This is a genomic window from Synechococcus sp. CBW1006 (assembly GCF_015840525.1).
Classification (GTDB): Bacteria; Cyanobacteriota; Cyanobacteriia; order PCC-6307; family Cyanobiaceae; genus CBW1002.
In genome coordinates, this window is sequence record NZ_CP060396.1 from 1,026,918 (window position 1) to 1,045,992 (window position 19,075).

The following is a 19,075-nucleotide window of genomic DNA, read 5'->3' on the forward strand; positions in this document are numbered from 1 at the left end:
CGTACAATCCGCCCCATCCGAACCGCCGGAATGATCTCCAGCAACGACTTTCGTACCGGGACCTCGATTGAGCTGGATGGGCAGGTCTGGCGGGTCGTTGAATTCCTCCATGTGAAACCCGGCAAGGGCTCGGCCTTCGTGCGTACGAAGCTGAAGGCCGTCCAGAGCGGCAACGTGGTCGAGAAGACCTTCCGTGCCGGGGAAATGCTCCCCCAGGCCATCCTTGAGAAGAGCACCCTCCAGCACACCTACATGGAGGGCGAGGACTATGTGTTCATGGACATGAGCTCCTATGAGGAGACCCGCCTCACGGCCAAGCAGATCGGCGACAGCCGTAAGTACCTCAAGGAGGGGATGGAGGTGAACGTGGTGTCCTGGAACGGCAAGCCCCTCGAGGTGGAGTTGCCCAATTCGGTGGTGCTGGAGATCACCCAGACCGATCCCGGCGTGAAGGGTGACACGGCCACCGGTGGAACGAAGCCCGCCATCGTCGAGACCGGCGCCCAGGTGATGGTCCCCCTGTTCCTGTCGATCGGCGAGAAGATCAAGATCGATACCCGCACCGACAGCTACCTCGGCCGGGAGACCTGATCACCATGCAGCTCGATCACGACCAACTTCACCGACTCCTGGCCCTGCTTGGTGAGAGCGACATCCAGGAGCTCAGGCTCGAGGGTGATGACTTCCGCCTGGAGGTGCGTCGCAACCTCCCCAGCACGGCCCCGGTCACCCTGGTCCAGGCGCCGGTGGCCAGCCCTGGCCTTGAGACACCGATGCCCACGACCCCGGCCGCACCATCCGCTCCTTCGGCGCCGCCACCTGCCGCCGCCGCTGCGCGTAGTGATCTGATCGATATCACGGCACCGATGGTGGGCACGTTCTATCGGTCTCCCGCCCCTGGGGAGCCTTCCTTTGTGGAGCTGGGTGATCGGATCAGTGCCGGTCAGCCGATCTGCATTCTTGAGGCCATGAAGCTGATGAATGAGCTCGAGGCAGAAGTGAGTGGGGAGCTCGTCGAGATCCTTGTGGAGAACGGCACGCCGGTTGAGTTCGGCCAGGTGTTGATGCGCGTCAAATCGGTCTGAACGGCCCTGGAGCTGCCGGCTCGATGGGCAGTGTCAGCCGAATTCCCAGGCCGTCGTGATCGCCGCTGCCATGCTGTCGGGTCGTGCCACTCCCTGGCCGGCGATGTCAAAGCCGGTGCCATGGTCGGGAGAGGTGCGCAGAAAGGGCAGCCCCAGACTGGTGTTCACGGCGGCGTCAAAGGCCAGCAGCTTCACGGGGATCAAGCCCTGATCGTGGTACAGGGCCAGATAGCCATCGGCACCTGGGCCATGGCCGTGCCAGGCGCTGCCGGCGTCCAGCCAGCAGGTATCCGGTGGCAGTGGGCCCTGCAGGGTCACGTTGGGATGGTATTTGCGCCAGTCCTCCAGACAGGCGTTCAGCCACTCGAGCTCCTCGCGGCCGAGCTGGCCCGCTTCGCCGGCGTGGGGATTGAGTCCGGCCACCACAAGCCGCGGCCGTGGGCTGAAGCGTTGGCAGAAGCTCAGCAGCACGTCCAGCTTGGTCTGCACCAGCTCCGGTCCCAGGGCTGCCGGCACTGCTGCGAGGGGGATGTGGGTGGTGGCCAGCAGGGTGTTGAGTCGCCAGTTTCCTCGCGGTGAGCGGGCCGTGAACAGCATCGAGGTCGGTGCCCCTCCGGCCAGTTCGGACAGCCGTTCCGTCTGGCCCGGGTACGGATGCCCGGCGGCCGCCCAGCTTGCCTTGGCGATCGGGGCTGTCACAAGGGCGTCGCAATCGCCCTGCAGCACCTGTTCGGTGGCCGCCGTGAGCCAGTGGAAGCAGGCGTCGCCGCAGGCGGGTGTGCTTTGCCCCCATGCGGCTGGTTCCAGCAGCGGCAGGTCGACCACCTCGAAATCTGCCGGATCGGCCAGGGCCTCACGACTGTGGACGCGCAGGGCTTCGTAGCTGCGTTCCAGCCAACGCCGACACCCCACCAGCACTGGGACCAGGTCGCCGGGGAGCGGCCTGGCCAGCGCCTTGAGGGTCACTTCGATACCGATGCCGGCGGGGTCGCCGAGGGCGATGGCCTGCCGCCGGGCTCTCCTAGCGTCAAGGTAGGGAGTACCTGGACCTGCTGACACCATGATTCGCTGGTTGCTGGGTGGTCTGTTGCTGCTGGGGGTGGCCACGGGACTGAGCCGTGGCTGGATCGTGCTGGATTCCTGCCGGATGCTGAGGGACCTGAACATTCCCACCATGCAGGATCTGCAGGAGAAGGCCACACCGGTCTGTGCCTCGGACAGCTCCCCCTGAGGGGCGCGTCCTCGCCCGTGCTGTTCAGTCGGGTTCAGGTGTCCCGTTTTCTTCCTGCAGGCAGGCGCGGTAGCCCTCGCGGTAGCTGGGGTACCGCAGGCGATACTCCAGCTTCTGGCAGAGAAGCAGGTTGCCGACGCGCCGGTTCTCGCTCCAGAAGCTGCGGGCCATCGGGCTCATCGTGTCGGCGATGGCGTCGTACGACGCCACCGGCGGCAGGGGATGGCCGATCAGGTGGGCGGCGTAGCCCAGGGTTTCGCTCGAGGGGCAGGGTCTGTTATCCGAGACGTTGAGCACGGGTGGCCGTTGTTCCGCCGGCAGGGCGAGGTTATGCAACAGCGCCCCGACGATGTCGTCGACGTGGATGCGGCTGAACACCTGGCCAGGCTTGTGGATCAGCCGGCTGCGGCCGCTGCGCAGGCTGGCGAAGGGGCTGCGGCCGGGGCCATAGATCGCCGGTAGACGAAAGATCTGCAGGGGCAGTCCCAGAGCTCGCCAACCGGCTTCGCTGGCGACCCGGGCGCGGCTGCGCTCCAGCGAGGGTTGCAGCGGGGCTGTCTCGTCAACCCAGGCACCGGCCGTGTCGCCATAGACGCCGGTGGTGGAGAGAACGCCCAGCCATTGCAGGGGCAGGCTGCGCAGCAACGGTCCGAGCAGATCGAGCACCGGATCGCGGCCATCGCGGCCCGGCGGCACGGTGGTGAGCACATGGCTGAAGCCCTCCAGATCGGTGCGGCCGGGCACTATGCCGGCTTCGCTGTCGAACGGCAGCCAGGTCAGTGGTGCGTTGGCATCGGCCGGCCGGCGGTGGGTTGTGATCACCGGCACCGCCTGGGCGCTCAGCGCCGCCGCGAAGCGGTTGCCGCTGTAGCCGCCGCCCACCACCAATACCCGCCGGGGGCGCAGTGCTGCAGGCAGGAGGAGCGGGAGCGGAGCAGACGAGGGCGGCACGGTCGAGGACGGCGTGGGTGAGGGCAGCACGGGGGCCTGTAGTGCGGGCGCCTGCAGTGCGGCTGAAGGCAGGCGAAGGGGTACGGCGAGGGCCTTGACAGCCAGATCGAGAAACAGTACAGATGTATTAGCCGATCATTCCAGGTGTTGCCGTGCCCTGTTCCTCCCCATCCTCTCTGCCTGTGCTGCCGCTTCTCGTCGCCCGCCCGCGACCACCCCGCTTCCGGCGCGGCACCGCTCGGGCCCGGACGGTTGTCGCCCCTGCGGGATCCAGGCAGCGGCCGTTGACGTGCGTGCCGGATCGCTCCGCGGAGCCGGTCGACTCCGTGGCGATCACAGCACTGCTGGGCGTGCTGCTGGTGGTGATGGCGCTTCTGGTGGCTCCAGAGCGACCGGCCGATCAGGAGGCCATCTGCCAGCGATACAACGGTGTTGTCGCCTGCCGCGTCTGGTGAGCCGGGTCAGCGCCCGCAGCGCCTGGCCCGGCCTGGGCCGGAAGACTCCACTGCAGCAGCCGTAGGGCCAGGCGCAGATCGCCGTCCATCCAGGCGCGCAGAGCCATGGCGCGACGCGGGTCGTAGAACGACTGACGGCGGTACCAGTCGAAGGCCTCGGTATCCCCTTTGGCGCCGTTACAGGCCAGGCAGGCCGGTACACAGTTCTCAGTGACGCTCATCCCGCCGCGGCTGCGGGGCAGCACATGATCAATGGATTCAGAAGGTCGTCCGCAGTAGAGGCAGTGGCTGTCGGTCACCTGATGGATCGACCGTCGCCAGCGTCTGGCACGCAACTTTGGGCAGAGATCTTCCAGGAAGACCGCATCCCTGGCCTGCATGTGCGCGCCTCGGTTCGGCGGCAGTTTGACCCCATCGTCCGGCGTGGCAATGTGTCGTGGATGGCAGTTCCAGAGACAGATTCGTCTTCGCTTGCCTGAGCCATCCTCGCCACAGGCCTCGCAGTCCGAGCCACGCCAGCGTTGTCTGATGCGGCTGGGGGAGTCGGGCCTGATTGAGGTGGTCAGCCCCTACGACGCCGTGACCCAGGCCCAGCTCCGGGCGGTGCGTCCGCCGGGACGCTGGCTGGGCCGAAAACGGTGCTGGGAGTTTCCGCTCCGTGCGGCCGGTGCGCTGCAGGCTTGCCTGGGGCGCCGCTTTGCTCTGGATCCGGAACTGGAGCAGTGGCTGGCCTGGCTGCAGCAGCCCCTTCCGCCCCTGCCTCCCCATCAGGTCCTGGTGGAGGCTGCCGCCACCACCGAGCCCCTTCCGGATGGGCGCCGCCTGTTTGCCCATCAGCGGGCCGCCGTGCGCTGGCTCCTGGCCCGCCGCGGCGCCGTGCTGGCCGATGCCATGGGCCTCGGCAAGACCCTGACGGCCCTGATGGCGGCACGCACCCTGGCGCGCCTGTCGGATTGCCGCATCGTGGTGCTGGCGCCGGTGGGGCTGCATGCGCACTGGCGCCGGGAGGCGGCCGCGCTGCAGCTTCATCTGGAGGTGCACAGCTGGTCCAGGCTGCCCGCTGCCCTGCCGCCGGCGGGCACCGTGTTGCTGGCCGATGAAGCCCACTATGCCCAGTCCCTGGCGGCCAGACGGACCCAGGCGTTTCTTCGGCTGGCCCGTCATCCCCGCCTGAGGGCGATCTGGCTGCTCACCGGCACTCCGATGAAGAACGGTCGACCGGCCCAGCTGTTCCCCCTGCTGGCGGCGATCGGCCATCCCCTGGCTGAGGATCAGCGCCGCTATGAGGAGTTGTTCTGCCAGGGCCACTGGCGTGAGCAGGGTGGGCGGCGTATCTGGCAGGCCCAGGGGGCGAGCCGGCTGGAGGAACTCCGGCGGCTGACCCGCCCCCTGCTGTTGCACCGCCGCAAGCAGGATTGCCTCGATCTCCCGCCCAAGCATCGCCGCCTCGTTGCCGCGGAGCTCACGCCCTCGGAGGCCCGCGGCTTTCGGCATCGTCTTCAGGGCGTGATCGACGATTACCGTCGGCGGGCCGCCCAGGGCCGGGTCCGCCGCGACGCTGAGGCCCTGGCTGTGCTCACGGCCCTGCGGCGGATCGGTTCGGACTACAAGCTGTCCCTGGCCCATCGCCTCGTCACCGCCTGTCTGGCGGAGGGCGAACCGGTGGTGGTGTTCACCGGGTTTGTGGCTACGGCGACTCTGCTGGCGGCCCAGCTGCAGGGGGGCCTGGGCGAGGGGGCTCTGGCTGACGGGGCACCCGGGGAAGCGGCGGGGGCGGTACTGCTCACCGGGCGCGTGCCGGTGGGGTGGCGTCAGGAGCGGGTGGAAGCCTTTCAGGCTGGCCGCTCGCCGTTGCTGATCGCCACCTACGGCACGGGCGGACTGGGTTTCACCCTGCATCGGGCGCGCCATGTGGTGCTGATCGAGCGTCCCTGGACCCCCGGAGATGCCGAGCAGGCGGAAGACCGCTGTCATCGGATCGGCATGACCGCACCGCTGACCTGCCATTGGCTGCAGCTGGGGGTGGCCGATCAGCTCGTCGATGGCCTGATCGACAGCAAGGCCGAGCGCATTGCTCTGCTGCTGGAGAACCGCCAGCGTCAGCTGCGTCGCCAGGCTCTGCCGGCGATGGTGCGGGAGCTGATCGATGGTTGGTCCTGAGCCGGCCGCCGGTGACGGCGCTGCCTGATCAGGACCCGCTGCGGCAGCTGGCGGCGCGCAATTTCAGATCTTCCTGCAGCAGCGGGTCCAAGGTCTTGGGATCCATTCGGCTGGCCAGGGCCGTGGCTTTGGTGATGTCCTGGCAGGCTGCGGCCCCATTGCCGCGCAGGCTCTGGAGCAGGAAGCGTTCGTTCAGAGGAACCGGATCCTTGGGGAAGGCAGCCACCACAGCATCGCAGCGACGGATGGCCTCCCCCAGCTTCTTGATCTGCACGTCGCGCAGGCAGTCGTCTGGCTGGATGCTTCGCTCCGGTAAGGATTCTTCGCTGCAGCCGGCCAGTCCGGCCAGAAGCAGAAGCAGGGGCAGTAGAGATCGGCCAGGGGCCTGGCTGCGGCTGCGGACGTGGTCAGTAGCTGTAGCGCTGTTCACGGGTCATGCCGCTGCTTGGTCGGGGGCTGTCTGGCGAAGTCGCGGAGCCGGCGTCAGCCTGGGGCTTGGCGTAGAGGTCTCCCAGGAAGCGGCCGCAATCGGGATAGGTCCCGGGGTTCTGAACCACTGCCTCGGTGATCATGACGGCGCCGTGTTCCGGTGAGGTCTTGAACAGGCTGGCGCTCTGACGCTTGATCAAGGCGTAGGCCGCATCCCAGCTCACCTGATGATTGTTACCTGCGCCTCGCATGAAGCAATACACCTGCGCCCCTTTGCTGCCGGCATCGCTGCTCCCTTGAGCCCGTGACGGCAGGGTTGCCGCGCCGCCGAACAGCACGGCGACGGGCAGGAGGCCGTGCAGGAAGACACGTGGCAGGCGGAGATCCATGGTGCCGGGTCAGACGGACGGGCGATCAGGCGCCACCGTATCGGTCCTGCCTTCGGTGTCGAGGCGGCTGTTCAAGGGGGCGGGCTGGACAATGGGAGCACCAGCTTCACCACCAGGGGCAGCACCAGCAGCACGGTGATCAGACGCACGGCGTGCAGGGCTGCGACAGCGGCGCCGACGCCGAACTCGGCCCCCACCAGGCTCATGCCGCTGATCCCTCCTGGAGCCGCTCCCAGCAGGGCCACCACCGGATCAATGCCCAGCAGTCGGCTGCACCACAGACCCACCACCACGCCCGTGAGCACCAGGGTGAGGGTGATCAGCACCGCCGGCCGCCACAGCAGACGCAGCTCGGTCAGGGCGTTGGCCGTGAGCCCGGTGCCGATCACTGTGCCGATGGCGATCTCCAGCACCGTGCGGCTGCCGCTGGGCCACTGGGCCAGTTCCAGCCGTCCACTCATGCTCAGGATGCCGGCCCCGAGCAGCGCGCCGGCCAGTGGGGCGGCTGGAATGCCGGTACGCAGGGCGAGCAGGCCACCCGTCAGACCTGCCAACCCATAGAAAACCAGGGGCCAGAAGGAGGCCATCCGGCGAGGGGATCGAACAATGCCTGCCAGTCTGGCGGGTGGGAGGCTGTCTTCAGGCTTGAGCGGAGCCGGCGGGTGTGTTGTGATCGACCTCGATCTGCCCTGTCTCGATGACGTCCGAATCGGTGTCCTTTCGCATTACGCGCCATACGGAGACCCTGGCGGAAACCATTCACACCCTCTCGCAGCGGCTTCTGAAGCTGGAGCAGCGGCTGGTGGTGGTCGAACGGCAGCTGTCCAGCGTCGATCAGTCCGATCCGGCAGAACTCGACAGCCTGGAGAATGTTGAGCGGCTGCTGCGGGATTGCCGCCAGTTGCTTGAGGTCTCCGAGGGTGATGTGATCGCCATGGCCACTGATGCGGCTGCCTAAGCACACAAACCTTGCGGCAAGCTCCCGAAACTCCGAAACCGGTGACAAAATGGAAAGAAAGCCAGCCATGGCCTTTCCCTCCCTTTCCGGTACCCCCCTTCAGGGGTTGACCCAACGCTCCGCTACCAGCTTCGGCAGCGCTTCTCAGCCCTCTGGAGCGCCCCCCCACCGGCTCTTGCAGCCTTCCGAGGGTGATCATCAGCTGGAGAAGCTTGAGTTCGCTCTGGCCGTTGCTCTCACCAAGGGAGACGAGCAGCGTGCGGCGGTCCTGCGGCAACGCATCCTCGAGTTGGGGGGCAACAGCGAAGAACCAGGAACCTGATCGCTTCCGCCAATGTCCTCCTGGCGACCTGCTTGGCCAGGAGGCGCTGGCTTCAAGGCTGGTTGACTCCATGCCTGTGTCCTGGCTGGGATCAGTCCTCGGGTGGGCGTAGGGTTTGGCCGGCAGCACAACCATCCGGTGCTGGATGTGCCGCGCGATGACAATCGGTTGCCTGACGCTGACCTTCTGGCAGAGCTTGCCGCAAGATTGCTATCATCAGCTTACGAAGGATCAGTTTGTGGTCACATCGATCTCTAATGCCTCTCCTTCGCTTTGTGCCAGGAGTCGATCGACCCTTCCGTGAGCACTGCTTTCGAGCGAGCAATGTTCCCCGTGAGCGCTGCTTCCATCTCGATGGCCTTCTCCTGAATCGTTGTCCTTGATGCCTTCAGTGGATGTCGGGATTGCGGCCACTCTGGACTGTCCATGCTTCTGGCTCCCTCTTCCGTTTTTGTCGTCAAGTGCTTTCTTCCATGCAGGCCAGGGTGAAATCGTTGCGGACTCCCACGGCTGTGCTCAATCCGCTGCGCTCCTCGGCGGCTGCTTCCGCTGCGGATGACCGTCTGGCCTTGAACCAACGGATCACCCGTCTCGACTCTGAAGCCCGCCTCGCTGCAGAGCAGGGCGATGTGACGGCCTCCGCCCGCTCCATCCTGGAGCTGCTCGATTGCGAACGTCGTGCCGGTCAATCCGGTCCACAGGTGCTGCAGCTGATCAAGCCGCGTTCCTGAGCCTGGTGAGTGCTGCACACCCTGCGGTGACAAAGGCCGCCGCTGTTTCGGTTTTCGCGACCATGTGAGCCGGTTCGCCGAACGGGGTCGTGAGGACCGAATCGATCCGGTGGGTTTCTACGACAGAGGGATCGATCAATTCCGACGACATTGGCATCACGAGGGCGATGAAGCCCCGCCAATCATCCTTCGCCACCAGATCATGCTGAGCCTGCGCACCTCCTCTCCCTACGGTCTGATCGATCGTCTTGAGCAGCAACTGAACCAACAGCTGAACCAGCTGCCGCAGAACACTGAGCACGTGCCGGCAGCCGAGGTTCATCAGACTGAAACGGCTTACACCGTTGTGCTCGAACTGCCAGGGGTCGACAAGTCCGCCATTGATGTCAAGGCCACCGATCGAAGCCTGGTGATCAGTGCCGAGCGTCGATCCGGCCGAGAGTCTCTGGCCGCTGAAGGCGTATCAGAGGGTCAAACTTTGCCCGAAACCAAGCCTGACCCTGCCCCACTTCTGAGCGAATTCCGCTACGGCACCTGGAGTCGTAGCTTCCGTTTCCCTGTCGCCATTGAGCGCGATCAGCTGGAAGCCACTTATCGCGATGGTCTGCTCACCGTGACTGCCCCCAAGGCTAACAAAGTCAGCACTGTCACGGTGAAGGTGGCTGGCTAACACCATAGTCCTGCCCCTCGGGGTGGCTCACACGTTCCCATGAACCATGCGCCCCTGGCTTCCTGTCGGGGGCCTTTTCTGTCCTGCGCCATCGAGGTGAGCTCACTGAACCCAGCCGCTCTGACACGGACAAGTGCCACCTGTTCAGCTTGGGATGCTGGCATGTCAGAAGCTTCGAAGGCGGAAGCGATCGGATCATCATCCCTGCGTTGTGGACTTCTTCCTGCCAATCATCCAACTCTGCCTGGTCAAGCCGCGGCGTCACTTCTTTCCGAGCAAGTGGAGGACGATCAGCAGAATGCTGCCCATGATGATCATGTTCATCGCCAGTTTGGTGATCAAGCGTTTGCGCAGCCTGGCCGATGCGGATTTGAATCTGCCGTGAATTTCTGGGTTCAATATGGAATGCTTCTCGGGTTGTTTTGATCGCGTTGAGCAAACTCCCCTCTTCCCAAAATAGGATTGCTTGAAGGGGAATGTCTCCGGATTGATGCCTTGAGACTGGTCTGCTCGTCCGTGATGTTGATTGAGGATTGACAAGAAAGGCGTCAACGGCGTCTTTGGCTTCATTGAGGCTGATTCCTGTTTGCTCGCGAGTGGTCTTGATTGCCTCGATTAATCGTCCTTCTAGGACAAGGGCTCTTGGATCAACTCTAAGCCCTGCCATCTGCTGGGTCTGCGTCGGTCGCCTCGGCAAGCGCGGCAACGGGCTGGGGCGAGTTGTTCAGGGCGTCGGCGACTCCAGGATTGGCGACGGCATGGAGACACCGAGGCAAATAATGGCCAGCGGCCAACTGCATTAAACTCTCAACTGGATCACCAGTCATGCTCAGCATCTCCTCTGTAGCTGTTCTTTTTTCATGGTCTATCTCCTATTTGCGATGATCTGGCTGATTCGTGCGATTCGTCCATCCCACCATCTAGAACGGATTCAGCAGTGCCCTCGTGCTGCATCGCATCAAGGTGCTGTCAGACGCGGCTTTGGACTTGCTTTGGCAGCGGGTTCAAGCACGGTGATCGCTTGCGTCCCCTGTGTTGGTGTAAATCCCTGGGGACCTCAACCCCGGCGTAGCCGGGGTTGAGCGCGCACCTCAGACGTTCCGCTCAGCGGCCAGCGTTGCAAGGGGTGGGCAGGCCCGTGACCCTGGTTTGAGCACTACCTCAACCAGACGAACCATGCCCACGTCCAATGGTGCCGCAATTGAGCTGGCGCCGCTACTGGATGGCAGCAGCGCCGGTGAGCTGATCCCCGAGCTGGTGCGCCACGGCCTGCAGCAGCTGATCGAGCTGGAGGTCGCTGCCGTGCTCGGCGCAGAGCGCCATGAGCGCAGCGAGGAGCGGCTCGGCTACCGCAACGGCTACCGGCCGCGCACCCTGGCCACCCAGGTGGGGGACATCGATCTCCGCATCCCCAAACTGCGCTCCGGCAGCCACCTGCCCTCGATCCTGGAGCCGCGCCGCCGTGTGGACCAGGCCCTCTACGGCGTGGTGATGGAGGCCTATGTCGGCGGCATCTCAACGCGCAAGGTCGACGCCCTGGTGGCCGCCCTGGGAGTCCAGAGCGGCATCTCCAAATCTCAGGTGAGCCGCATCTGCGCTGACATCGACATCCAGGTGCAGGCCTTCCTGAACCGCCCCCTTGAGGCCACCGGCTACGCCTACCTGTACCTCGATGCCACCTATCTCCACGGGCGTCTCGGCAAGGCGATGCAGGTCTGCTCCAGGGCTGTGGTGGTGGCCATGGGCGTCAATGCCGATGGTCGCCGCGAGCTGCTCGGCATCAAGGTGGGCGACAGCGAAACCGAGAGCTTCTGGAGCGAGTTCATTGGCTCGCTCAAGGAGCGCGGCCTCACTGGGGTCAAGCTCGTGATCAGCGACGCGCACGTGGGCCTCACCAAGGCGATCCGGCGGATGCTGCAGGGCAGCTGCTGGCAGCGCTGCAGGGTCCATTTCGCCAGAAACCTGCTCCAACGGGTGCCCAAGGCCCACCAAGGCATGGTCACCGCTGCCTTGCGCTCAGTGTTCGCCCAGGAGAAAACGGACGAAATCGAGGCCCGCTGGGACGATCTGGCCAGCTCACTGGTGGATCGCTTCCCCAAGGCTGCTGAGCTCATGCTGCACGCCCGGGAAGACGTGCTCGCCTTCCGTCACTTCCCGCCTCAACACTGGAAAAAGACTTGGAGCACCAACCTGCTCGAGCGCCTCAATGAGGAGATCAAACGCCGCACTCGGGTGGTTGGCATCTTCCCGAATGACGCCTCGATCACCCGCTTGGTGGGGGCTGTGCTGCTGGAGCAGGACGAGCACTGGCAGCTGGAGGGCCGGCGCATGTTCTCCGCCGAGAGCATGGCCGCCATCCCCTCACTGGCGGAGCTGCCCACGCAGCCTTCCTTGCAAGAAGCAGCGGCCTGAGCCTCAGGCCCCAGGAGATCGCGCCGTAGCGCCCCCACAGGGCGCAGCGGCGGCGATCACCGCCCGGGGGCCGGCACCGCAGACGTCACGACCAAGATTGCAGGTGTAGCCCACAACCGATCGGCAATCCAGACGAAAGACTTGACAAGTCAATCGTCTGGATTCATCGTGAAATAACGAGGTGCACATGCGCCTCGAGAATGACAGCCCGTCATTCACCCCTGTTCTCCCTCAGTCCAGGGCAATCGGGCCTCGGGATTTACACCACGCCAAGGGACGCGGCCCGGTGATCGGCTTTCCCTTCACCCCCGCGTAAACCACCACGATCTCGGCAGCTTCATTGCCGTTGTTCGTGCCGTAGTGGGGTTGATTCACCATCTCGATCAGCCCGTCCCCCGCCTTCAGCTGCACTTTGGCTCCCGCCTCGCTGATCACCAGTAGCTGGCCGCGAATCAGCATGCCGGCGTTGATCACTGGGTGGATGTGCATGGGCAGCCTCACCCCCGGCGGAATCGTGATGTGCAGCACGGTGACTTCCGGCTCGCCGCTGGGATAGGCGGGCAGCTGTGTTCCGTTCCAGGCCTGGCCTGAGCGGACCAGCGTCTGGACCTTGACCTCGGCGGGTTCCCCATCCGCCAGTGTCCTTGGGCCTGCCAGCAGCAGCCCGCCACCGATCAGCAGCAGGGCCAGCCAGCACCGCCGAGTCTTGAGCCTCGTCTGGTGCCTGGTTGCTGCACGGACGGACATGAGTCGCCTGCGGTCAAGCAGAAGTCTGGGGGATTCGGCGCAGGATTGCCAGCCCGTCACTCCCGAGGAGGTGTCGTATCGATCGCCTGGGTTGTCCTGACTCTGGCCAGGTCATCAACCGGGTGCTGACCTGGGCAGTCTCGCCGCCCCCATCACGACCGGCCCTGCCGCGATGGCGTCGCCAGCACCAGTAGCGCCGCGCTCACCAGCAGCACCACGGTGGACAGGACCTGGATCTGAGGAGGGATCTGACGCTGGAAAGCACCGGCCAGATAGAGCGGCAAGGTCATCGTTTCAACGGTTGTGAAGCTGCTCACGACATAGTCGTCGAATGACAGGGAGAAGCAGAGCAGGGTGACCCGGCGGAAGGCCTCCAGCGGTGGTGCCCCCAGATCCTGGATGCCAGTTCCAGGGTTGGGTCGAATCCTGCCAGCCGGGCCTTGAGGATCAGCGCTGCGTAGCTGAGGCAGAACAGGCTGTGGGACAGCAGCAGGGTTAGGGGTCCACGCGGTAGATCGATGCCCACGAACAGGTTCAGCAGCGCTGTGGCCAGCACGATCTCCGGGTTGGTGAGCGGCAGGGCCAGCAGCAGCTCAATCCAACGACTGCCTCGCACACTGGCACGGCCCAGCGCCAGTGCCATCAGGCCCCCCAGCAGCGCCGCCGCCAGGGCCAGGCCGAGGCTGGTGAAGAACGCCTCGAGGAGCGCGGCATCGCGCAGCGGATGGCGCCGGTTCTCCAGAGTGAAACCCTTCTACACCAGGTTGAAGCGCCCGCGGGGCGGGTTGAAGCTGAACAGCACCGTGACCACCACCGGCGCATAGAGCAATCCGTAGGCCAACGCACTCCGCACTCCCAGCGCTAAGGCTCCCAGCCGGTTCATGGCAACAGCAGCTCCTCCATGCCACGGCCGCGCAGCTGCAGCAGTGCCGCCAGCGTGATCAGCGCCATCAGCACCAGCTTCAGGGCTGCTGCCCGCGGTGCCTGCAGTTGCACCAGCAGCAGGTTGTCGATCGTGTTGGCGATCATCCGTTCGTTGGGCCCACCCAGGAACAGTGGATGCACCACATCGCCGGCGGCGGGGAACAGGCTCAGCAGGATGCTGGCACTAGCTGTTGCCATCGGGGAGTTCCAGCAGGTTCCAGCAGTCGTAGACCAGTGGCAGCCGGCCCCGCAGGCCGCTCAGGGTGGGGTTCTCCTTGCAGCGGAAGTGCGTCTGGGGCGAGTGGTGGTGGGCATTGGACCCTGGTGGGGTTCCAGCTCTTGCCAGGGTCCGCGATACGGGAAGGGTGGGGTTATGCAGGATCTGCATTGATTGCCCTGACTGCCAGCCAAGTGAGGCACGCAGACTGAATAGAAAACTTTGGCTTCTTATCCGGGGCCGCTGAAGATTCAAACTGGGACATCGCCCTGTTCCAGTTCCATCGCATACCAAAAGACCGCTGCTACAAGTCGTAGTGAGAATGGGATCTTATGCGGACAGAATCAGGCTGGCCGGGCTTTAATGCGGATCAGCCCAATAAGTGTTATGTCAAAATAAGCTAACCCGCCTCAAACGGATGGAGCATGGATTCAAAAAGAGCAAACGAAGCACATTATGACAGATATATCGAAGAAGAAGGAACTATGTTTTCACATCGGGACTCATAAAACGGCTACCACATATTTGCAACACTTAATGAGTGCCAACAAAAAAAGGCTTTCAGAGCAAAGAATCGAGTATTATGGGAAATGTACATTTGCAAAAGACGCTCCTGGCGATACAATAGCTCAGGATTTTTACGAGAGATTGAAAACCTTTAGAGCCAACTCAACCTCTGATCGCTTGGTTGTTTCTGACGAAGATTTATGCCACAATAGGAACGATATTTTTTACACTCTAGTTTGCAATTACAGCAATGAGTTCAATATCAAGATTGTTTGCTACATAAGGGAAGTTGTTTCCTATTGCATTTCTTTTTATAGTTTTGCAGCGATCTGGCTATGTAACCGCGACTCAAGTCCCGCCTTTCGCAACTTTGTCGAATATCTTGATCGCCAAAAGGCATACATTGCAACTTACGACTTATTAACGAAACTTGCGAAGGTATTACCGAATGAGGATGTTATCGTCCGCCCATTTAACTTCTCTCAATTTCGCGAAAAGAAAATCGATAATGATTTCTTCGATATTTTAAACGTTGACGCTACGCTTTTTCAATCTGTCGAAGTCCAGAATATTTCCCCTACATTAAAGCAAGCAGAGAAAATCTATTATGTATTGTCGATAACAAGCAACCGACATGTAAGAGTACGCGCAAGGGACCTGATACTTCAAATTAGAGATGAATGTGGACCAAGTATTACCAAGGATGAACTAGATGCCGTTTATGAAAGATATCGTGATTATGAAATGAAGATTCAGAGGGCTTTTTTCAATAGAGGCAACGAAGAGCAACGATATGGGAGAACTTATGCCCGCTGGATCCAAAAGATAGATGGACAAGAAGAAAGAGTTCTTAATGCCAGTGAGAAACACCGTATTCTTGCGGCCGCGTCCCTTTGCGTGGTGTAAAACCCGAGGCCCGAATGCCCTGACTCAGAGGGTGAACAGGGTGGAATGACGGGCTGTCATTCCTGAGGTGCAGATGCACCTCGTTCTTCCACGATGAAACGAGACGATTGACTTGTCAAGTCTCTCGTCTGATCGCGGCTGTGTTGTGAGCGGCAGGAGTCTTCTATGCAGCCCAGGGGTTACAGCGCCGGCCCCCGGGCGGCGATCGAGGCCGCTGCGCCCTGTGGGGGCGCTGCCACCTCAATCACCTGGGGCCTGCGTCTTGCACCTCTGCGGCGGCGGCGCTGAGCAGGGCCGGCAGATCCTCCAGCTCCGGGATGGCAGCCATGCTTTCGGCGGAGAACATGCGGCGGCCTTCCAGCTGCCAATGCTCGTGCTGCTCCAGCAGCACCGCGCCCACCAGGCGGGTGATCGACGCGTCGTTGGGGAAGATGCCGACGACGCGGGTGCGGCGCTTGATCTCCTCGTTGACCCGCTCCAGCAGGTTGGTGCTCCAGACCTTCTTCCAGTGAGGCTGCGGGAAGTGACGGAAGGCCAGCACGTCCTCTCTGGCCTCGTTCATGAGCTCGGTGGCCTTGGGGAAGCGCTCCGCCAGCGAGGCGGCCAGGTCATCCCAGCGGCTGAGGATCTCTCCGGCATCCTCCTGAGCGAACACCGAGCGCAGGGCGGCGGTGACCATGCCCTGGTGGGCTTTGGGGACGCGCTGGAGAAGGTTGCGGGCGAAGTGGACGCGGCAGCGCTGCCACACACAGCCCTGCAGCTGGCGCCTGATGGCCTTGGTGAGGCCCACGTGGGCGTCGGAGATCACCAGCTTGACGCCAGTCAGGCCGCGCTCTTTGAGCGAGGCGAGGAACTCACTCCAGAAGCCCTCGCTCTCGCTGTCGCCCACCTTGAGGCCCAGCAGCTCACGGCGACCATCGGCGTTGACCCCCATGGCGACGACGACGGCCCTTGAGCAGACCTGCAGGGCCTTGCCCAGCCGGCCGTGGAGGTAGGTGGCATCCAGGTAGACGTAGGCGTAGCCGGACTCCTGCAGGGGCCGGTTCAGAAACGCCTGCACCTGCTGGTCGATGTCCTGGCAGATGCGACTGACCTGGGATTTGGAGATACCGCTCTGGGATCCCAGGGCGGCGACCAGGGCATCCACCTTGCGGGTGGAGACCCCACAGATGTAGGCCTCCATGATCACGCCGTAGAGGGCCTGCTCCACCCGGCGACGGGGCTCGAGGATCGAGGGCAGGAAGCTGCCAGCCCGCAGTTTGGGGATCAGCAGGTCGATGTCGCCTACCTGGGTGGTCAGACTGCGGGGCCGGTAACCGTTGCGATAGCCGAGCCGCTCCTCGGTGCGCTCGTGGCGGTCGGCACCCAGCACGGCAGCGACCTCCAGCTCGATCAGCTGCTGCAGGCCGTAACGGGCCAGCTCGGGGATCAACTCACCGGCAGTGCTGCCATCCAGTAGCGGCGCGAGGTCGGGTGCGGCACAGTAAGTCTTGGGCGTGTGTCACGAGTCAGCAGGTGAAAGCCAAGGCTGATGAAACTGCATCGGGGATGGGAGTGTGGCCTCCCGGGATCGGCCTGCAGGGGCTGGTACCAAACCACCCCGTGCTGCTGCGTTCAAAAGACGTGGTGGTGAGCGACGGGGAAACGGCGGACTGGATCCGTCAGGTGTGCGACGAGAAGGTGAGCGCAAGCGAACCGTTGATGACGCGCCGATATCTATTTCAGACGCTGCCAAAACGGGAGGCGGCCCAAATCTCCTGGATCAGTGTGGACAGAGCCTGTCTATGGACCACACGGCAGCCGGCGTATAGACGGCACGAGCTCATCGCAGGCCCTGATGCGGAACGTGAGAACCTGCCATGGAATGCCAAGGGAACATCCCAAGTGGTCACCACCATGAGGGTCAATACCGATGTCTGTGGCAGGGGCGGAGCAACCCGTAGTAGCGATGATGGGTCTGTAACGGACTCGGAGCCAAGGGGTTGCATCATCCCGTTTGGAGTCTCCCATCAACTGCCTACGGCAGGAGGAATGGGATGACAACAGACAAGCCGCTACCGATTACCAAGGTGATGGTCTGGAAGGCCTATCAACAGGTGAAACGGAACGGACAGGCGGCCGGTGTGGATGGCCAAAGCCTGGACGACTTCAACAAGGATCTGGAGAATAATCTCTACAAACTCTGGAATCGGATGGCATCAGGAAGTTATCTTCCGCCACCAGTTCGGCGTGTGGAGATTCCCAAATCCGGTGGAGGCGTCAGGCCGCTGGGTATCCCGACGGTTGCTGATCGCATCGCACAGATGGTGGTCAAGCAGGTGCTGGAGCCAGAGCTGGAGCTGATCTTTGATCAGGAGTATCCGTTCAGGGGCCGTGACGCAGCCGCGCAGCATTCACCGCCCTTGATCGCTGATCACCAAGCGACCACAGACACCACGATCGATGACGGCCGGCTCAGGGATTCGGCAACAGCGATGGCATCTCACCGCCGCGATGATGGGCGATCAAGGCCTGCTCCAGGAACTGCCAGATATCACGGCCCTGTTGCCGCAGGCTGGTGGTGACCGTGAGCAGCCTGCTGCGGCAGATCGCACCCTGGCGGGATTGGACGCCATGGCTGATCTTGCGCTGAATCACCGAATGGCGCAGGGCACGCTCGGCTGCGTTGTTGGTGGGCTCGATCCCTTCAATCTCCAGGAAGGTCCAGAGGCCATCGCTCACTTGCAGCAACTGATGGCAGGTACGCACCGTCTTGGCCCACGGCGTTCGCTCGCCGCGCTGGCAGCCCAGCTCCACAACCCGCTGCAGCGTGCCCACAAACGCCTGGCGGATCGGCCGACAGCCCTGCTGCAACGTGGACCAGTCGATCGTTCCGTCTTTGTAGCGGTGCCACTGGGCAAACAGCTGCTGCTGCAGGCCCAGCAGCTCCGCTCCAATCTCACCGCTGGCGCCCTGACGGTCAGCGATGGCGGTGAGATCGCGGATCACGTGCGCCCAGCACAGCTGGCGCTGCTCCAGCGGGAGATGGTTGTAGGCGGAGAAGCGATCGCTCACCACAATTCCGCCAAAGGCATTCCCGAGCAGGTCGATCGCGGCGGCAGCCGAGCGGCTCAGGCTCTGCAAGAACACTGTCACCCCCATGGCGGTCACCATGACCCACTCCCAGCCGCGCCGGCCATCGGGGTTGCCCCCATCGGCATTACCGGTGGGGGCACCGGTTTCATCGACATAGACCACCGACTGCTGACGGGCAAACGCAAGGGCCTCCTGCATGGGCTGCTCCAGTGCTGCACTCAAGCGCTGGCGGATAGTGGCCATCGCTCCCCGGCTGATCTGTACCCCCAGCAGCTGATCCAGCAGCGCCTGGGTCTTGCTGAAACTCAACGGGAAGGCACTACCCAGCAGACCCACCAGAGCACTGAGCCGGGGACCGTAATGGCTTACTTCCACCTCCGCCGGTAACGAGGCACAGGTGCTGGTGGAACAGCAGGGGCAGACCAGGCGGTGCAGCCGGTGCTCGATCACCAGAGGCGTGATCGGTGGAATCTCGATCACCTGGTGCCTCAAGGGCTCGGGATCCTGACCCTGTAGCAACGTGCCGCAGCGGCGGCAGGCCTGGGGGTGGTGCTCGACCACCTCATCCACCCGCTCGATCGGCAGCAGCTCCGGCCCAGATCCGGGATGGCCCGGCTGGCCGCCGCGCTTGCGGCCACTGCCCTTGCGTCGTTCGGGCGGCTTAAACCCCTGGCCATCACTGGAGGGAGGCTTGGAAGAATTGCGGGAGCTGCGGCCGATCCGCTCGCGCAGATGGGCCAGTTCGGTCGCCAGGGCGGTGAGCTGGACGCGGAGCTGCACCATCTCCTCCTGTTGAGCCAGGATGAACTCCCTGGCACCAGCTGGCCACGACAACCAGTCCACCTCGGAAATGCCAGCAGGAGGGGCGCCCATCTCAAGCAGTCTCTGCCTGAGATGCAAACGGGA

28 protein-coding genes are annotated in these 19,075 nt (G+C 63.5%); 13 read left to right on the forward strand and 15 right to left on the reverse strand.

The window, feature by feature from the left end; all coding sequences use genetic code 11:
• The first annotated feature begins 30 nt into the window (after positions 1–30).
• Both efp and accB read left to right on the forward strand, forming a co-directional pair.
• On the forward strand, positions 31–591 hold the full coding sequence (gene efp, locus H8F26_RS04815) for an elongation factor P (protein WP_197157881.1): 561 nt from the start codon (positions 31–33) through the stop codon (positions 589–591).
• A gap of 5 nt (positions 592–596) precedes the next feature.
• Complete coding sequence (accB, locus tag H8F26_RS04820) at positions 597–1,085, forward strand: acetyl-CoA carboxylase biotin carboxyl carrier protein (protein ID WP_197157883.1); 489 nt, start codon at positions 597–599, stop codon at positions 1,083–1,085.
• Between the two features lie 33 nt (positions 1,086–1,118).
• Here the strand turns inward: accB and pdxA are convergent, their stop codons facing one another.
• Positions 1,119–2,147 carry a 4-hydroxythreonine-4-phosphate dehydrogenase PdxA gene (pdxA, locus tag H8F26_RS04825; RefSeq protein WP_197157885.1) on the reverse strand — a complete coding sequence of 343 codons (1,029 nt, stop codon included), beginning with the start codon at positions 2,145–2,147 and terminating at the stop codon, positions 1,119–1,121.
• Here pdxA and H8F26_RS04830 point away from each other — a divergent pair.
• Positions 2,146–2,316, forward strand: a complete 171-nt coding sequence (locus H8F26_RS04830) for a hypothetical protein (protein ID WP_197157887.1) — start codon at positions 2,146–2,148, stop codon at positions 2,314–2,316. The two genes, pdxA and H8F26_RS04830, sit on opposite strands and share 2 nt — an antisense overlap.
• Positions 2,317–2,340: 24 nt before the next feature.
• Here the strand turns inward: H8F26_RS04830 and H8F26_RS04835 are convergent, their stop codons facing one another.
• Entirely contained in the window at positions 2,341–3,267 is a 927-nt protein-coding gene (locus H8F26_RS04835) for an SDR family oxidoreductase (RefSeq protein ID WP_231605475.1), read from the reverse strand.
• 293 nt (positions 3,268–3,560) lie between these two features.
• On the opposite strand from H8F26_RS04835, the gene H8F26_RS04840 reads away from it, so the two are divergent.
• A complete protein-coding gene (locus H8F26_RS04840) occupies positions 3,561–3,722 on the forward strand; it encodes a hypothetical protein (protein ID WP_197159381.1) in 162 nt (53 codons plus the stop codon).
• Here the strand turns inward: H8F26_RS04840 and H8F26_RS04845 are convergent.
• On the reverse strand, positions 3,668–4,102 hold the full coding sequence (locus H8F26_RS04845) for an HNH endonuclease (protein WP_197157889.1): 435 nt from the start codon (positions 4,100–4,102) through the stop codon (positions 3,668–3,670). The genes H8F26_RS04840 and H8F26_RS04845 overlap by 55 nt on opposite strands.
• A gap of 148 nt (positions 4,103–4,250) precedes the next feature.
• Between H8F26_RS04845 and H8F26_RS04850 the strand changes: the two genes are divergently transcribed.
• A complete protein-coding gene (locus tag H8F26_RS04850) occupies positions 4,251–5,882 on the forward strand; it encodes a DEAD/DEAH box helicase (protein ID WP_197158991.1) in 1,632 nt (543 codons plus the stop codon).
• A gap of 28 nt (positions 5,883–5,910) precedes the next feature.
• On the opposite strand, the gene H8F26_RS04855 is transcribed toward H8F26_RS04850, so the two are convergent.
• From H8F26_RS04855 to H8F26_RS04865, 3 genes are all read right to left on the reverse strand, one after another.
• Entirely contained in the window at positions 5,911–6,312 is a 402-nt protein-coding gene (locus tag H8F26_RS04855; RefSeq protein WP_197157891.1) for a hypothetical protein, read from the reverse strand.
• Complete coding sequence (locus H8F26_RS04860) at positions 6,290–6,700, reverse strand: DUF6554 family protein (protein WP_231598113.1); 411 nt, start codon at positions 6,698–6,700, stop codon at positions 6,290–6,292. Before H8F26_RS04860 ends, H8F26_RS04855 begins: the two co-directional genes overlap by 23 nt.
• A gap of 71 nt (positions 6,701–6,771) precedes the next feature.
• Positions 6,772–7,287, reverse strand: coding sequence for an AbrB family transcriptional regulator (locus H8F26_RS04865; RefSeq protein WP_197157893.1), 516 nt, complete (start codon positions 7,285–7,287; stop codon positions 6,772–6,774).
• A gap of 110 nt (positions 7,288–7,397) precedes the next feature.
• On the opposite strand from H8F26_RS04865, the gene H8F26_RS04870 reads away from it, so the two are divergent.
• The 3 genes from H8F26_RS04870 to H8F26_RS04880 all read left to right on the forward strand — a co-directional run bounded on the left by H8F26_RS04870 (position 7,398) and on the right by H8F26_RS04880 (position 8,711).
• A complete protein-coding gene (locus tag H8F26_RS04870; RefSeq protein WP_197157895.1) occupies positions 7,398–7,658 on the forward strand; it encodes a hypothetical protein in 261 nt (86 codons plus the stop codon).
• Positions 7,659–7,725: 67 nt separating this feature from the next.
• Positions 7,726–7,980 (forward strand): hypothetical protein, encoded by a 255-nt coding sequence (locus H8F26_RS04875; RefSeq protein ID WP_197159382.1) that lies wholly within the window; start codon positions 7,726–7,728, stop codon positions 7,978–7,980.
• A 473-nt stretch (positions 7,981–8,453) separates the two neighbouring features.
• Entirely contained in the window at positions 8,454–8,711 is a 258-nt protein-coding gene (locus H8F26_RS04880; RefSeq protein ID WP_231605696.1) for a hypothetical protein, read from the forward strand.
• Here the strand turns inward: H8F26_RS04880 and H8F26_RS19230 are convergent.
• Complete coding sequence (locus H8F26_RS19230; RefSeq protein ID WP_231605697.1) at positions 8,695–9,033, reverse strand: hypothetical protein; 339 nt, start codon at positions 9,031–9,033, stop codon at positions 8,695–8,697. The genes H8F26_RS04880 and H8F26_RS19230 overlap by 17 nt on opposite strands.
• 24 nt (positions 9,034–9,057) lie before the next feature.
• On the opposite strand from H8F26_RS19230, the gene H8F26_RS04885 reads away from it, so the two are divergent.
• The 3 genes from H8F26_RS04885 to H8F26_RS04895 all read left to right on the forward strand — a co-directional run bounded on the left by H8F26_RS04885 (position 9,058) and on the right by H8F26_RS04895 (position 11,793).
• Entirely contained in the window at positions 9,058–9,381 is a 324-nt protein-coding gene (locus H8F26_RS04885) for an Hsp20/alpha crystallin family protein (protein WP_370594673.1), read from the forward strand.
• Between the two features lie 211 nt (positions 9,382–9,592).
• Positions 9,593–9,766: a hypothetical protein gene (locus H8F26_RS04890; protein ID WP_197157899.1), complete on the forward strand. Its 174-nt coding sequence runs from the start codon at positions 9,593–9,595 to the stop codon at positions 9,764–9,766.
• 791 nt (positions 9,767–10,557) lie between these two features.
• On the forward strand, positions 10,558–11,793 hold the full coding sequence (locus H8F26_RS04895; protein ID WP_197154071.1) for an IS256 family transposase: 1,236 nt from the start codon (positions 10,558–10,560) through the stop codon (positions 11,791–11,793).
• Between the two features lie 231 nt (positions 11,794–12,024).
• Here the strand turns inward: H8F26_RS04895 and H8F26_RS04900 are convergent, their stop codons facing one another.
• From H8F26_RS04900 to H8F26_RS04920, 6 genes are all read right to left on the reverse strand, one after another.
• Positions 12,025–12,540: a cupin domain-containing protein gene (locus H8F26_RS04900; RefSeq protein ID WP_197157901.1), complete on the reverse strand. Its 516-nt coding sequence runs from the start codon at positions 12,538–12,540 to the stop codon at positions 12,025–12,027.
• Between the two features lie 152 nt (positions 12,541–12,692).
• The gene (locus H8F26_RS04905) at positions 12,693–12,857 is read right to left on the reverse strand and encodes a hypothetical protein (protein WP_197157903.1); all 165 of its coding nucleotides are present in this window, start codon (positions 12,855–12,857) and stop codon (positions 12,693–12,695) included.
• Positions 12,854–13,183, reverse strand: a complete 330-nt coding sequence (locus H8F26_RS04910) for an ABC transporter permease (RefSeq protein ID WP_197157905.1) — start codon at positions 13,181–13,183, stop codon at positions 12,854–12,856. Before H8F26_RS04910 ends, H8F26_RS04905 begins: the two co-directional genes overlap by 4 nt.
• Before the next feature lie 111 nt (positions 13,184–13,294).
• Positions 13,295–13,423, reverse strand: a complete 129-nt coding sequence (locus H8F26_RS19855) for a hypothetical protein (protein WP_255518581.1) — start codon at positions 13,421–13,423, stop codon at positions 13,295–13,297.
• Entirely contained in the window at positions 13,420–13,662 is a 243-nt protein-coding gene (locus H8F26_RS04915) for a hypothetical protein (protein ID WP_197157907.1), read from the reverse strand. Before H8F26_RS04915 ends, H8F26_RS19855 begins: the two co-directional genes overlap by 4 nt.
• Positions 13,649–13,852: a hypothetical protein gene (locus H8F26_RS04920; RefSeq protein ID WP_197159384.1), complete on the reverse strand. Its 204-nt coding sequence runs from the start codon at positions 13,850–13,852 to the stop codon at positions 13,649–13,651. Before H8F26_RS04920 ends, H8F26_RS04915 begins: the two co-directional genes overlap by 14 nt.
• Positions 13,853–14,218: 366 nt before the next feature.
• On the opposite strand from H8F26_RS04920, the gene H8F26_RS04925 reads away from it, so the two are divergent.
• Positions 14,219–15,094, forward strand: a complete 876-nt coding sequence (locus H8F26_RS04925) for a hypothetical protein (protein WP_197157909.1) — start codon at positions 14,219–14,221, stop codon at positions 15,092–15,094.
• Positions 15,095–15,338: 244 nt separating this feature from the next.
• On the opposite strand, the gene H8F26_RS04930 is transcribed toward H8F26_RS04925, so the two are convergent.
• The gene (locus tag H8F26_RS04930; protein WP_197158993.1) at positions 15,339–16,550 is read right to left on the reverse strand and encodes an IS256 family transposase; all 1,212 of its coding nucleotides are present in this window, start codon (positions 16,548–16,550) and stop codon (positions 15,339–15,341) included.
• Positions 16,551–17,130: 580 nt separating this feature from the next.
• Here H8F26_RS04930 and H8F26_RS04935 point away from each other — a divergent pair.
• Positions 17,131–17,658, forward strand: a complete 528-nt coding sequence (locus tag H8F26_RS04935; RefSeq protein ID WP_197157911.1) for a hypothetical protein — start codon at positions 17,131–17,133, stop codon at positions 17,656–17,658.
• On the opposite strand, the gene H8F26_RS04940 is transcribed toward H8F26_RS04935, so the two are convergent.
• The gene (locus H8F26_RS04940; RefSeq protein WP_197157913.1) at positions 17,549–19,042 is read right to left on the reverse strand and encodes an IS66 family transposase; all 1,494 of its coding nucleotides are present in this window, start codon (positions 19,040–19,042) and stop codon (positions 17,549–17,551) included. The genes H8F26_RS04935 and H8F26_RS04940 overlap by 110 nt on opposite strands.
• Between the last annotated feature and the right edge of the window lie 33 nt (positions 19,043–19,075).